10 protein-coding genes are annotated in these 13,375 nt (G+C 64.1%); 2 read left to right on the forward strand and 8 right to left on the reverse strand.

Translation table 11 applies throughout. The features are described from left to right. Positions 1–731 precede the first annotated feature (731 nt). From LJ656_RS23925 to LJ656_RS23955, 7 genes are all read right to left on the reverse strand, one after another. Positions 732–1,862: an ABC transporter ATP-binding protein gene (locus LJ656_RS23925; protein WP_230511996.1), complete on the reverse strand. Its 1,131-nt coding sequence runs from the start codon at positions 1,860–1,862 to the stop codon at positions 732–734. A gap of 99 nt (positions 1,863–1,961) precedes the next feature. Next, positions 1,962–3,299, reverse strand: coding sequence for a GH1 family beta-glucosidase (locus LJ656_RS23930; RefSeq protein WP_230511997.1), 1,338 nt, complete (start codon positions 3,297–3,299; stop codon positions 1,962–1,964). Between the two features lie 59 nt (positions 3,300–3,358). Continuing rightward, complete coding sequence (locus LJ656_RS23935) at positions 3,359–4,189, reverse strand: carbohydrate ABC transporter permease (protein WP_230511998.1); 831 nt, start codon at positions 4,187–4,189, stop codon at positions 3,359–3,361. Next, on the reverse strand, positions 4,186–5,205 hold the full coding sequence (locus LJ656_RS23940) for a carbohydrate ABC transporter permease (protein ID WP_230511999.1): 1,020 nt from the start codon (positions 5,203–5,205) through the stop codon (positions 4,186–4,188). Before LJ656_RS23940 ends, LJ656_RS23935 begins: the two co-directional genes overlap by 4 nt. A 128-nt stretch (positions 5,206–5,333) precedes the next feature. Further along, a complete protein-coding gene (locus LJ656_RS23945) occupies positions 5,334–6,581 on the reverse strand; it encodes an ABC transporter substrate-binding protein (RefSeq protein WP_230512000.1) in 1,248 nt (415 codons plus the stop codon). Between the two features lie 168 nt (positions 6,582–6,749). Beyond that, positions 6,750–7,841, reverse strand: a complete 1,092-nt coding sequence (locus LJ656_RS23950) for a LacI family DNA-binding transcriptional regulator (protein WP_230512001.1) — start codon at positions 7,839–7,841, stop codon at positions 6,750–6,752. 204 nt (positions 7,842–8,045) lie between these two features. Further along, complete coding sequence (locus LJ656_RS23955; RefSeq protein ID WP_230512002.1) at positions 8,046–9,200, reverse strand: porin; 1,155 nt, start codon at positions 9,198–9,200, stop codon at positions 8,046–8,048. A 718-nt stretch (positions 9,201–9,918) separates the two neighbouring features. On the opposite strand from LJ656_RS23955, the gene LJ656_RS23960 reads away from it, so the two are divergent. Beyond that, the gene (locus LJ656_RS23960; protein WP_230512003.1) at positions 9,919–10,230 is read left to right on the forward strand and encodes a BON domain-containing protein; all 312 of its coding nucleotides are present in this window, start codon (positions 9,919–9,921) and stop codon (positions 10,228–10,230) included. Between the two features lie 206 nt (positions 10,231–10,436). After that, entirely contained in the window at positions 10,437–11,621 is a 1,185-nt protein-coding gene (locus LJ656_RS23965; RefSeq protein WP_230512004.1) for an endo-1,4-beta-xylanase, read from the forward strand. A gap of 130 nt (positions 11,622–11,751) precedes the next feature. On the opposite strand, the gene LJ656_RS23970 is transcribed toward LJ656_RS23965, so the two are convergent. Further along, positions 11,752–13,317 (reverse strand): alpha/beta hydrolase, encoded by a 1,566-nt coding sequence (locus LJ656_RS23970; protein ID WP_230512005.1) that lies wholly within the window; start codon positions 13,315–13,317, stop codon positions 11,752–11,754. Positions 13,318–13,375 lie beyond the last annotated feature (58 nt).

The following is a 13,375-nucleotide window of genomic DNA, read 5'->3' on the forward strand; positions in this document are numbered from 1 at the left end:
ACCGCGCGATGGCGACGCTCGCGGCGCCGGCGCGGTCCTGCAATCGTGTCTTGAAGTAGCGCAAGTAGCCCGCCGGTGCCAGAGCGGCACCGCTGCGCCACCCGGGTCGGGGGCGGGCACGCCGGCGGCGCCGACAACCTGTTCTGTTGTGCGCCTCCGGGACCTGTGCGAATCGCGGGGTACGTACTGCTAGCGAGAGGATGTTGCGCGGCGCCGTCTGCGCGGCGCTCGTTGCAGCGGATCGCCACGCCGTGAAGCGCGGCGGCGCGTTATGGGAAGCGCAATTTGCCGTTGTGCGACCTGCTCCTCGACGAGGCACGAACATTTGACGTTACCCTTAACGTTAGCGGATGTTAATGGCGCATCTGGTCCGCCGCCATGGGGGGTTTACCTAAGCTTTTGTGATACCGGTAACTGGCCCCGTTATCCGTCCGGCGGGGCTTTCGGCCGCGCCTTTTGGAATGAAGTGCCTACTTATCTCGGGCCGACGGATCCGGGTCGAAATGCACGATCCACGTGTACAGTGGCCCGCGCGGTCTCGCCAGCCAGGCGCCCGGCAGTGGCTCGGCGGCGCCGGCGCTGCGTCCGGGTTCGAGGCCGGTAGTCGGCGCCCCAGGTGCGTCGGGCGCGCCCGACGCATCGGCTCGCGGTGCCGGCTCGCTCGGCGCTGCCGTTCTTGCGCGCTCGTCCGCGGGGGGTTTCGTTCGTCGAGTCTTCATCGCACCGGCCCGTCAGGCGAGCGCCCGCAAGTCCTCGTCGACCGCCGGGCGCTCGAACGCGACCGCCGCGCCGTTCGCATCGAACAGCGTGACCTGCGCCGACGCGACCACGATGCCGACCCGCGCGCCGACCGCGTGCCGCGCATCCTTGCGGTCGAGCTTCAGCGCGATCGCATGCGCCATCCCGTCGAGGCGCGCATGCAGGATCGACACGTCGCCGAGATGCTCGACCAGTTCCACGCGCGCGGCGAGCCCCGTATCCAGCGAGCCGATGCCCAGATGCTCGGCGCGCACGCCGAGCGTCAGCTCGCCGTTCAGCGACTGCGCGGTTACGCCCGGCAGTGCGATGCGCTGATTCGCGCCGCCGAGCATCACGACGGTCTCGTTCTCGTCCTGCGATACCAGCGACGCGGCCAGCATATTCATCTGCGGCGAGCCGATAAAGCCGCCGACAAACCGGTTGGCCGGCCGCTCGTACAGATCCAGCGGCGCGCCGGTCTGTTCGATGCGGCCTTTGTTGAACACGACGATCTGTTCGCCCAGCGTCATCGCCTCGACCTGGTCGTGGGTCACGTAGATCATCGTCGTGCCCAGCTCGCGATGCAGCTTCGCCAGTTCGATCCGCATCTGCACGCGCAGCGCCGCGTCGAGATTCGACAGCGGCTCGTCGAACAGGAACACGCGCGGCTTGCGCACGATCGCGCGGCCGATCGCGACGCGCTGGCGCTGACCGCCCGACAAGGCCTTCGGCTTGCGCTCCAGCAGATGGGTGATCTGCAGAATCTCGGCGGCCCGGCCGACCGCCTCGCGCACTTCGCGCTTCGACTTGCCGGCGAGCTTCAGCGAAAAGCCCATGTTGTCGGCGACCGTCATATGCGGATACAGCGCATAGCTCTGGAACACCATCGAGATGCCGCGATCGGCGGGCTGCAGATCGTTGACCCGCACGCCGTCGATCAGAATGTCGCCGCCCGTCACCGATTCGAGCCCGGCGATCATCCGCAGCATCGTCGATTTGCCGCAACCGGAGGGCCCCACGAATACCGTGAACTGACCGTCCGGAATGTGCAGATCGATACCCTGGATCACCTGCGGTCCTTCGCCATACGTCTTCGTGACGTTGCGCAATGCGAGTTCGCCCATTTGATACGTCCTCCTGAATCCTTAACCTTGCAAAGACCTCGCGTGACGCTATCCCACTGCCCCATTACTCTTGCGCGCCACGCGAGGTTCGGTGCGGCGTCAGCGCGCGGCCGCGACGCCGGTGTGTTCCGCGATCACGTCGCGATACCACAGCGCGCTGTCTTTCAGCGTGCGCTGCTGGGTCGCGTAGTCGACGTGAACCATGCCGAAGCGTTTGTCGTAACCCGACGCCCATTCGAAGTTATCGAGCAGACTCCACGCGAAATAGCCGCGGATATCGACGCCTTTCTGCGCCGCGTCCGACAACGCGGCCAGATGCAGATCGTAGAAGCGCACGCGGTCCGCGTCGTGCACGCGGCCGTTTTCGAGCACGTCTTTCGCCGCGCAGCCGTTTTCGGTGATGTAAATCGGCGGCAGCTTATAGTCCGCGTTCAGGCGCGTGAGCAGTTCGGTCAGCCCTTGCGGATAGACTTCCCAGTCCATGTCGGTGAAACCGAGCGCGCCCGGCGGACGCTTTTCGCCCGATGCGCTGGCGAAAATGCGCGTGTAGTAGTTGACGCCGAGGAAGTCCATCGGCGCGCCGATCACGTCGAAGTCGCCGGACAGAATCACCTCTTGCGGGCCGTTCGCGCCATACCATTCGAGCGCCTCGGCCGGATATTCGCCCTTGAACAGCGGGTCCATGTACCAGCGCACGAACTTCGCGTATTCGAGCGACGCGGCCGCGAGGTCCGCGGCGGAATCGGTCGCGCCATGCGCGGGCGACTGGTTCAGCACGATGCCGAGCGGTGCCTTCACGCCGTCGGCGCGCAGCGCCTGCAACGCCAGACCGTGCGACAGCAGCAGATGGTGCGCGACGTGCGCGGCTTTCTTCAGGTCGGCGTTGCCCGGCGCGAAATAGCCGGTCGCATTGCCGAGCCACGCGGTGCACCACGGCTCGTTATGCGTCGCGATCGACGCGACCCGGTCGCCCAGCACTTTGCCGATCGTGCGCGCGTAGTCGGCGAAGCGATACGCGGTGTCGCGGTTTTCCCAGCCGTTCTGCGTGTTCTGCAACGACAGCGGCAGGTCCCAGTGATACAGCGTCGCGAACGGCTGGATGCCGCGCTCGAGCAGGCCGTCGACCAGACGGTCGTAAAAGCCCAGACCTTTCTCGTTGAATTCGCCGCGGCCGTCCGGCTGCACGCGCGGCCACGCGATCGAAAAGCGGTAGGCGTCGAGACCGAGGCCGGCCATCAGATCCAGGTCCTGTTCGAGGCGATGATAGTGATCGCAGGCGACGTCGCCGCTCTCGCCGTTGACGACCTTGCCCGGCACCTTGCAGAACGCGTCCCAGATCGACGGGCCGCGGCCGTCCTCATTCGCTGCGCCTTCGATCTGGTAGGAACTGGTGGCCACGCCCCAGACGAAGTCTTCGTTGAATCGATACGTCGGCATAAATATGGTTGTCCTGAATGGTCATGCCCGCGAGGGCATCGAATGAAAGAGAGTTCGGCTCAGGCTTTGACCGCGCCGGTCGTCAGACCGTCGATCAAACGCCGCGAAGTAAAAGCGAACAGCACCAGCAGCGGGAGCACCGCGACCGCGGACCCTGCCATCACCGCGCCCCAATCGGAATTGGTCGGGCTTTGCAGGATGCGCAGCGCGAGCGGCAGCGTGTACATCGACGGCGACCGCAGCACGACGAGCGCCGACAGGAAGTTGTTCCACGCCCCAATGAAGCTGATCAGCCCGAGCGTGCCCAGCGCCGGCCCGAGCAGCGGCATCACGATGCTCCAGTAGATGCGCAGCTCGCCGCAGCCGTCGATACGCGCCGCCTCGATCAGATCGGCCGGGATCGCCGAGGCCACGTACTGGCGCATCAGGAACACGCCGAGCGCGGCGGCCGCGCCGGGCACGTACAGCGCGCGCGGCTGATCGATCCAGCCGAGCAGGTTCATCGTCATGAAGGTCGGAATCATGCTGAGGAACGGCGGCACCAGCATCGCGGTCAGTGCGATCGCGAACAGCGTCTTCTTGAAGCGGAACTCGTACATCGCGAACGCGTAGCCGGCCATCGACGTGACCAGCAGCGTCAGCACGGTCTGGATCGCCGCGGTATAGAAGCTCCAGCCGAGATTGCGCCAGAACGGGATATGCCGCATCAGCGAGGCCATGTTGTCGAAGAACGCGCTGCCGAACCACAGCGGCGGCGGCATCGAGAAGATTTCAGAACTCGTGTGCGTCGCGAACACGAACATGAAGTAAAACGGCGAGAACATCAGCAGCGCGCCCGCCAGCACGATTGCGTAGCCGATGTAACGGCCTTTGCGGTTCGGTGATTTCATCGCTGGTTCTCCTCATTCATGCCGCTGCGGTGGAAAAGGCGCGAGTTCAGCCACATCAGCGCGGCAATCGAAATGAACAGCAGCCAGGCGATCGAACTCGCGGTACCGAAGTCGCCGTCGTGGAAGGCAGTGCGATACATATAAACAGCGGTCGTCAAACCCGATTGACTCGTGCCCATCCCTTCGTTCGGCAGCAGGATGAAGGGCTCTTCGAACAGTTGCAGACCGCCGATGATCGACAGCGTGACCGCGAAGAAAATCATCGGTTTGATCAGCGGAATCGTGATACGCGTGAACTGTTGCCAGCCGTTCGCGCCGTCGATGCGCGCGGCCTCGTACAGGTCTTTCGGAATGGTTTGCAGTGCGGACAGATACAGCACGGTGTTCCAGCCGACGTAACGCCAGAAGATCACGACCGACACGGCCGGCTTCACGTTCTTCGGGTTGTAGAGCCACTCGATCGGATGCGCGGGCACGATCCAGTGCAGGCCGGGCAGCTTGCCCAGCTCGGCGATCGCGAGGTTGATCATCCCGAAGTCGGTCGAATACAGCGACGAGAAGATCAGCGCGATCGCGACGCTCGATGTGATGAACGGCAGGAAGTACAGCCCGACCACGAAATTGCGCCAGCGGCGAAACGCGGTCTGCAGAAAGAACGCCAGCGGCAGCGCAACCAGGTGTTGCGGCAGGCCGGACATGATCGCCATCGACGCGGTGTTGTACAGCGACTTCCAGTACCACGGGTCGGTCAGCGTAAACGTGAAGTTCGACAGGCCGACCCACTTCATGCTCGCGAGTCCCTCGGTCGCGTCCCAGCTCTGGAACGACAGGTACAGCGAGAACAGCAGCGGAAACGCAATGAATAGCGCGAACAGCGCGAAAAACGGTGCGAGAAACAGGTACGGCGCGACCTTCACCGGATCGAAGCGCGACTTGCGGCGCGGCGCCGCGAGGGGCGGCAGCGCGCTCAGGCCGTCGCGCGCAATCTGTTCGGTCGTGGGCAGCGGAGTGTTCATCAGTAGTTCCGTCCAGTCGGGCGTGGCCGGTGTGGGGACCGGCCACGCTGTTTGCAGCACGCGGCTCGAGTGGCGGCGCGCCATCGCACGCCGCTTCGTCGAAGCCGCTTTGAGGCCAGCTACGTTGCTTAGCGGCGGACCCGGCGCGCGATCTGGTCCTGCGCTTCCTGCAACGCGGTATGCACGTCGGCGCCGTCGTCGACCACCTTGTCGAGCGCCGAATGGACCGCCTCTTCCGCAACCTGGTCGTACTTGCTGCGCTGAATCGACGGAATGTGCGAAGCCGCATCACGCCAGATCAAACGCGCTTTCTCGTTGCCGAGGAACGCGACCGGCTCGGCAAAGAACGAATCGTTCTGCGCGGCGACCAGCGCCGGGAATGCGTCGATCGAACGGAACGACGCGAGCTGGGTGTCCTGGCGGGTGGTCAGGAACTTGATGAATTCCCACGACATCGGCTTTTGCGTCGCCTTCGCCGGAATTGCGTAGAAAGTGCCCCCGAACGATGCGTACGCATTGTTCGGCAGATTGGTCGCGCGCCACAGACCCTTGGTGTCCGGCGCGATCCACGACGACAGGTGGCCGCCGAGCCACGCGCCCATCATCTGCGTCGACACGGTGCCGCGTTTGAAGCTCTCGGCCCATTCGTTCGACCACGGCGTGATCTTCGCGTCGAGGCCGAGGTCGCGCGCTTTCTTCGCGAGTTCGAACGCCTTCACGAAACGCGGCGACGTGACGACCGGATTGCCGGCCTTGTCGAAGTACACGCCGTCGCCTTCCTTCAGATCCGCGCGGATGTAGATGTCCTCGATGTCGCGCGACGATGCCATCAGATACGCGCCGGTCGCCTTCTTGATCTTCTGGCCGGCCGCCAGATACGAGTCCCACGACTTGGTCAGATCGGCTTCGGTCACGCCCGCCTTGTCGAGGATGTCCTTGCGATAGAACAGCGTGCCCGGACCGATGTCGGCCGGCATACCGACGATCGCGCCGTCCTGGGTGGTGGCCTGCGCGAACGTGTAGTTGATGAACTGGCTCTTGTACTGGCCCGCGCTGTACGGAGCCTTCGACAGATCCTGCAGACCGCCGCCCGCCGCGAAACGGCCGATAAAGCCGACCTCGACCGCCATCACGTCGGGCAGGTTCGAGCTGGTCGCGAGCGCGGTGGTCATCGCGTTATGGTGATCGGCGATCTCCAGCGACGACACCTTGATATCGACGTCCGGATGCAGCTTCTTCCACGCGGGCAGCGCATCCTTGATTTCCTGATCCAGCTTCGGGAAGACCGCGACCGTCAGCGTGGTGTTGGCGTGCGCGCCGGCTGCGGCGAGGCTGAGCAGAACTGCGGCGGCGGGGCCCGAAAAGCGGAATTTCATTACTCGTCTCCTGTTGAATCGTTTGTGAATGGCATTCGATGACTGCTCTACTACGACTGACGTGCTTCCCCTGTTGTCTTTGCTGCTGTTGTGTCCGTTATGCGCGGCGCCTGGTTTTGAAAGCGCTTTCACGTCATGCGAAAAAAACGCGTGCTGAAAGGCCGGCGGCTACCCACGCGCGTCTCCCCGGCTCAGCGGCGGCGCGATGCGCCGGGTGGTTTCCCGCGCGACCAGCGTGAGCGGAATCGGGCTGAGTTCGATCGACTGCTTGCGGATCATCCGCACGATCCCCTGTGCGGCGAGCCGGCCGATTTCGTAGGTCGGCTGACGCACCGTGGTCAGCGGCGGGGTCATATACGACGAAGTCGGCAGATCGTCGAAGCCGACCAGCGACACGTCGTCGGGCACCCGCACGCCGCGGCGGAACATCGCGAGGCGCGCGCCGTACGCGGTCTGATCGTTCGCGCAGAACACCGCGCTAAACGACGGATGACGCGCGATCAACCGCTCCATCGCGGCGACGCCACCGGTTTCGAGGTAGTCGCCCTGCTCGACGAGTTCGGGATCGAAGCCGATGCCGGCCTCAATGAGCGCGCTGCGATAGCCGTCGAGGCGCTCGATCGCATCCTCGTGATTCGACGGCCCGGCGATAAAGGCGATCTCGCGATGCCCCTGTTCGATCAGATGGCGGGTCGCGTCGCGCGCGCCCTGCAGGTTGTCGATCGGCAGACCTGCGAGCGCCGCGCTGTTTTGCACCGAGCGGCCGAGCACCAGCATCGGCGCCCAGCGCGCGTAGTCGGTCAGCGTCGCTTCGTCGAGCTGCGCGTGCAGCAGGATGATCCCGTCGACCCGGCGCGCGATCAGTTGTTCGAGACGGGCTTTTTCGTCAGCGAGATTCCAGCGGCTGCTCACGAAAATCGGCGTGAAACCCGGTTCATACAATGCTTCCTCGATACCGCGCAGCCACTCGGCGTAGAACGGGCTCGATACCGCCTGGGTCAGCACGCCGATCGTTTCGGTGCGGCCGCTCGCGAGCCCGCGCGCGAGGATGTTCGGCCGGTAGTTGAAACGGGCGATCGCTTCTTCGACCGCCTGCTGTTTGGCCGGCAGCACGCGCGCGGTGCCGTTCAGAATGCGCGACACGGTGCTCGGCGACACGCCGGCCGCGCGCGCGATTTCCTCGAGCGTCACGTTCGGCGCCAGCGGTACCTCGGGTAGCTGGGGTGCGCCGGATCGATCGTCGGAGCCGTGGTCGGTCATGAGTCGGTTATGCGAGGTTTGCTGTTCTGAAAGCGCTTTCAAATACGGAAAAACGCGCTACGTGCGGTCATGAATTGGGCAAAGAGAAAAAGCAGCCGATGCGACGAGGGTGGAGGAAGCGTCGCACCGGCCTCTCTATGAAAGAGATAGAAGCAGTACTTCAAGCAAAGAGATCACTACGATTGCTGGTCAGGCAGGTACTACTTAGAACGAGGTCATGATCCCGGCGAACACACCCGTCTGGCTGTGGCCATAGTTCGGGTTGCTGTTCGACGACGTGCCGGTCGCCGGATCGAAGTTGTTGTTGCCGTACGGACCGTTGCCCAGATTGATGTTCGACGTCGAGCTGTTGCGCACGTAGCCGGCTTCCGTGTACAAGAAGGTCCGCTTCGACAACGCGTAGGTGGCGGCGAGCGTGAACAGCGTCGCATTGCCATTGCCGTTGTTCGCGTTCGCGTGATAGACCGCGCCGGTGATCTGCGTGGCCGGGGTCACCTGCCAGGCGGCGCCGAGCCACTCGTGATTCACGCCGGTCGGTGCGCTGACGCCGGCCGGTTGCGACGCGTCGGTCACGCCCATGCTCGCGTTGGTCGCATCGGGTGCGCTCAGGTGCTGGTAGCCGACGTAGAACTTGACCGGGCCGACCACATACGTGCCGCCGACCAGCGCCATGCGCGAAGCCGAGTACACGTTGTTGAACGAACCGTTGGCGCCGCGCACTTCGTCATAGATCACGCGGAAATCGCCGCCGCCCCACGTATAGACGCCTTCGATCGCGTTGGTACGGCCCTGGCCGGTCGGCACGCCCGCCGAGTTGACCGGCGCCGAGTTCCAGCTGGTGTTGTTGGTCAGCGAATACTGGCCCTTGAACACGAGACCGCCGAACAGCACCGGCGAGTTGTACTCCGCGCCGTTGCTGGTGCTGGTCCAGTTACGGCCGCGCACCAGCGTCGAAATTGCGTAGCGCTGCATCACCTGCGGGTCGGTGCCCCAGCTGTCCTGCGCCAGTTCGCCGGCGCCGAGGTTACCGATCTTGAACAGACCCCAGTGGTCGTTGGTCAGGCCGACCGTCGCGTGACGGCCGAACAGGTTGCCGGCCGACGCACCCGTCATCGTGTTGAGCTGACCTTCGAGCTGGAACACCGTCTTGGTGCCGCCGCCGAGATCTTCGGAGCCCATCAGGCCGAACCACGAGCAACCCCAGTCGCCGGTTTGCGCCGACCAGGCGTGACCGCCCGGCAGGCCGGTTTCGAACTGGATACCGTTATCGATCCGGCCGTACAGCGTGACACTGCTTTGCGCATGTGCCACCGTCGTTGCCGCCGCCATCACCGACAAAGCAATAAGCTTCTTCTTCATTAGCTTTCCTATATATATATTGGGCGTCTCCAAGCCGCTCAGGACGCATTCATACTCGACGCGTTCCCCTCTTGTCGAAATGTCCTCAGCACATTTCGAGGCGATTATAGGGACGAGCCCGCACCGCGCCTCGAATTGCACGCTCAGGGAAAACGCTGTTACCGATAACTATTGCGCGCCGGACCAAGCCGAAGTAGCACCCCGCTTTGTGACCATTTCGTGATGGTCACAAGCGCCGCAACCCGGTTCGAATCCATGCACCAGGACGCGGCGCCGGCGGCACCATCACGATGCGGCGGCGTTTTCTTTGCTGCGAAAAGACGGCCAATTGCAAGCGCGAAATGAGTTCGATGTTGTGAAGATGCAACGGCCGTTGGCATCATTTGGGACGGATTGGACTTGACGATCGACACCGGCCTGCGCAGCAGGCGCGAAATTTTGTGTCTATCATCAATGCATACGCAGCCCCGTTCGCCCGCCACGCCGCCCGCGCGACGTTCCGCCCGAACGCACCGCACTCCCACACTTTCTTCGGGCGACGGCACGACCGCCCTACGCCCCGATCGACAGAACCCTTGGCCGCGCGCGTCGCGATACAGCGCGCGCGTCGTGAATGCGATTCTGTCCGACCCACTTCCGCAGCTGCGCACGCAGCCGAACCGGAAGACTCGCTGGCCGGCTTGGCCCGCACACCCTGGTATTTGTGCAAGGAGGTATCGTGAAAACAGTTGTCGCTTCCACACTCGTATTGCTGATGGCGGGCGCAATCGCGCCGGCCGCTTATGCGCAGAGCGATACGCAGCTCACTGATAAGCAGCTCGCCCATGACGTACGCGTCGCCGAGGCCCGTAGCGGCGTGGGGATGTCTCATGTGTTCGTGTTCGCCCATTCCGGCCGGGTCATGCTGATCGGCTGGGTGCCCGAGCTCGAACATGTGTCGCGCGCCGAACGCAGCGCATTGTCGGTGCCCGGCGTGACCTCGGTGGACAACCGGCTCTCGCCTGACGGCGGCTCGTTGGGCTCGCATTGAAGCACTCGCATCGAATCAAACTGGATCGCCGCGCGGACGACGCTCTAACCGGCCGCGCGCTATCTGTCTCGCGCCACCTGTTATAGCAGTCAGGTAAATCCCGCATGGCGGCTGCGGCGGTCGCCCCGTACCATTCGCTGTTACCGGTAACGTTATTTACCGTTAGAAAGCGCTTTCAAAGAACAATCACTTCGGGAGACTACGGGATGCGCACTCGACGTACCTTGCGACGCCTGCTTCATCTGGCCACGACACTGTGCTGCGCGCTGGGGGCCGCGGGCTGCGCGAACAGCCACGCGCCGCTCGCTCACGACGGCGCGCCGCTGGCGGCGGCGCCCGCCGAGGCGCTGCCGCCGCTGCGCAGCGTGATGGCCGCGCACTTCAAGGTCGGCGCGGCGATCGAACCCGATTCGCTCGACAGTCCCGCCGACGCCGCGCTGCTCGCCGCACAGTTTTCGAGCCTGACTGCCGAGAACAAGATGAAGCCCGGCACGATCGGTGTCGGCCCGGGCCAATACGACTTCGCGGCCGCCGACAAAATCGTCGCGTTCGCCAACGCGCATGGAATCGCGGTGCGCGGCCATACGCTCGTGTGGCACTTCAAGGCGGGCAACTGGACCGAGGCGCCGGCCTGGTTCTTCGCCGGCGAGCCCCACGACCCGCAATATCGCGATGTCGTCGCGGCGCGGCTCGAGCGTTATGTGACCGACGTCGTCACGCACTTTCGCGGCCAGCTGTATGCGTGGGACGTGGTCAACGAAGTGATCAGCGACGAGCCGAACCAGCTCTATCGGGAGGACAGTCCGTGGTACCGCGCGCTCGGCAAGGACTACATCGCGATCGCGTTTCGCGCCGCGCGCGCGGCCGACCCGAACGTCAAGCTCTATATCAACGAGTACAGCACCGACGATCCGGTCAAGCGCGCAAAGCTGCTCGCGGTGGTTCGCGAGTTGCGTGCGCAGGGTGTGCCGCTCGACGGCGTCGGACATCAGATGCATATCAGCGTGAACTGGCCGCCGCTGCCGCGCATCAAGCAGGCCTTCGACGATGTCGCCGCGCTCGGCCTCGACAATCAGGTGACCGAACTGGATGTGAGTCTGTATAGCGACCCGGGCGCCTGCTGGAGCGATCCGTATGCGTGTCTGCCCGATGTCGGCCAGCCGGTGCCGAACGATCTGCAGCGCGCGCAGGCTGACAGATATCGCGCGGTGTTTGCGCTGTTCGAGCAGGAGCCGAGCATCAAGGCGGTGACGTTCTGGGGCTATTCGGACAAGCACACGTGGCTGACGTCGACGCCGGTCGCGCGCACCAATCTGCCGCTGCCGTTCGATGCGAGTTTGCAGCCGAAAGCAGCGCTGTGGGCCGTGGTGGAGCCGTCTTACCAGCCGTGACGCGGTGCCCGCTCGACGAGATTCATGCGCCGCAAAGCAGATGGCCCGCGCCGAAGCGCGGGCCATCTCGTGAGGTTGGCCGGCCGGCTGCGCGAAGGCGCGAACCCGGGCCGGTTACATCATCGCCGTATCACGGCTCGTCGGACCCGGCCTCCTCGAGTTCATTGAGTTGCGTGGCGAAATCGTCCGGCTGACCGTCCGCGGTTTCGTGCGTGCGCGGCGGCGACTTGACGACCGGCCCCGGCATCTTGCCGATCCCTTCGTCGATACGTTGCAGCAGATACGGGTAGAACGGATTCGATGCGATGCGGAACATCGTGTCGAGTGTCAGGATCAGCGTGCCGCGCTCGCCACGCGGTGCGAGCGTGCCGAGGTTCTCGTTGAAGTTCTCCGAGTCGTCCGGCGCTATGCCGTACAACGCGTCGGTGACCGGGAACGGAATCGCGACGTGCGACAACGAGAAGATGTCCTGCGGATAATCGATGTCCAACGGCCGCACGCGCGTTTGCACTTCGTCGGCATACACGCTGCGCTCGACCATATGCGCGGAATCCGGCGACACGTTCGCGATCACCGTGGTCCGATAGTTTTGCGGACCGATGCGCAGCAGGCGCGACAGTGCGGTGTACGAAGCAACTCGCAGGAAGGTCCGGAAGCGCACGCTGCGATTCAGGTCGAACAGCACGACTTCGCTGCCGTTCTCGGGCAGCTTGTCATATAGCGATGACATCACCGCCGGCGTGCTGACCGTGAAATCGGTCACCGACTGGAACGTCAGAATTGGCGGCAACGTATCGAGCCGGTTCTCGCGCTCGAGCCGCCCAATCTGCTCCTGAATCACGGCCGTCAACAGATACGATTGACGCGCGCCGTTGACCGGAAACGAGTTGTACTTGAACGGGTTGAACTCGGGCACGATGCCGAGCCAGGCGGCCCGCGCGAACTTCGGCAAGATCGCCGGCAAACCGGCGAGGCGGGCAAAGCGAGCGTAACGCGTGACGCCGATCATCGGCGAAATCAGCACGACGCGCGTGGGTCGCGACAGCGCGGGATTTTCGATCGCGTCGAGTGCGTATTGCAGCGCGAGCGCTCCGCCGTTCGAAAAACCGACCAGTTCGAGCGGCTTGTCCGGACCGACGCGACGCCGCGCCTCACGTACCGCGAGCCGGGTGGCGGCGGTCCATTCCTGCCAGCGAACATCGGCGAGACCGGCCGGCACCGTGCCGTGTCCCGGCAAGCGGATACCGATCGCGACGAAACCGCGGTCGCGATAACGGCGTGCGATATGCCGCAGACTGTACGGCGAATCGGTCATCCCGTGCAGCAGGATCACCGCGCCGACCGGCGGGCCCGACGGTTCGAGAATGTACGAACGGTTCCAGTTGTCGGCGAATTGCTCCGGATAGATCGGCGAGCCCTTGTAATAGCGGTTCGCCGGAATGCGCTCGGACGGCCGGATCTTTTCGACGACGTTGACGCGCACGTCGTCGAAGATCCGGTTCTCCACCTTGATATACGCATTCCAGTCGGCGGTATTCAGTTCGTCGACGCTCATTTCGCGCGGCACATAGGTGTGCCAGACCGACAGTTCCGGTCCGCGTTGCGAATACCATGCACGCAGTGCGAATGCGATCACCGCCAGCAGGATCACCACCACAGTGCTTATCTTTATTACCTTCCACGACGTGCGTAGCATTCCGGCTCTCTTGATGAAGGTTGCACCGCGCGCGGACGGTTCGCTGCGAGCGCGCTGA

Origin of the sequence: Paraburkholderia sejongensis (genome assembly GCF_020880815.1) — a bacterium.
Taxonomy (GTDB): domain Bacteria; phylum Pseudomonadota; class Gammaproteobacteria; order Burkholderiales; family Burkholderiaceae; genus Paraburkholderia; species Paraburkholderia sejongensis.

Bases quoted from the DNA above. Each gene is read 5' to 3' on its own strand.
- LJ656_RS23925 (WP_230511996.1), bottom strand. From the start codon at position 1,862: ATGGGCGAACTCGCATTGCGCAACGTCACGAAGACGTATGGCGAAGGA.
- LJ656_RS23930 (WP_230511997.1), bottom strand. From the start codon at position 3,299: ATGCCGACGTATCGATTCAACGAAGACTTCGTCTGGGGCGTGGCCACC.
- LJ656_RS23935 (WP_230511998.1), bottom strand. From the start codon at position 4,189: ATGAAATCACCGAACCGCAAAGGCCGTTACATCGGCTACGCAATCGTG.
- LJ656_RS23940 (WP_230511999.1), bottom strand. From the start codon at position 5,205: ATGAACACTCCGCTGCCCACGACCGAACAGATTGCGCGCGACGGCCTG.
- LJ656_RS23945 (WP_230512000.1), bottom strand. From the start codon at position 6,581: ATGAAATTCCGCTTTTCGGGCCCCGCCGCCGCAGTTCTGCTCAGCCTC.
- LJ656_RS23950 (WP_230512001.1), bottom strand. From the start codon at position 7,841: ATGACCGACCACGGCTCCGACGATCGATCCGGCGCACCCCAGCTACCC.
- LJ656_RS23955 (WP_230512002.1), bottom strand. From the start codon at position 9,200: ATGAAGAAGAAGCTTATTGCTTTGTCGGTGATGGCGGCGGCAACGACG.
- LJ656_RS23965 (WP_230512004.1), top strand. From the start codon at position 10,437: ATGCGCACTCGACGTACCTTGCGACGCCTGCTTCATCTGGCCACGACA.
- LJ656_RS23970 (WP_230512005.1), bottom strand. From the start codon at position 13,317: ATGCTACGCACGTCGTGGAAGGTAATAAAGATAAGCACTGTGGTGGTG.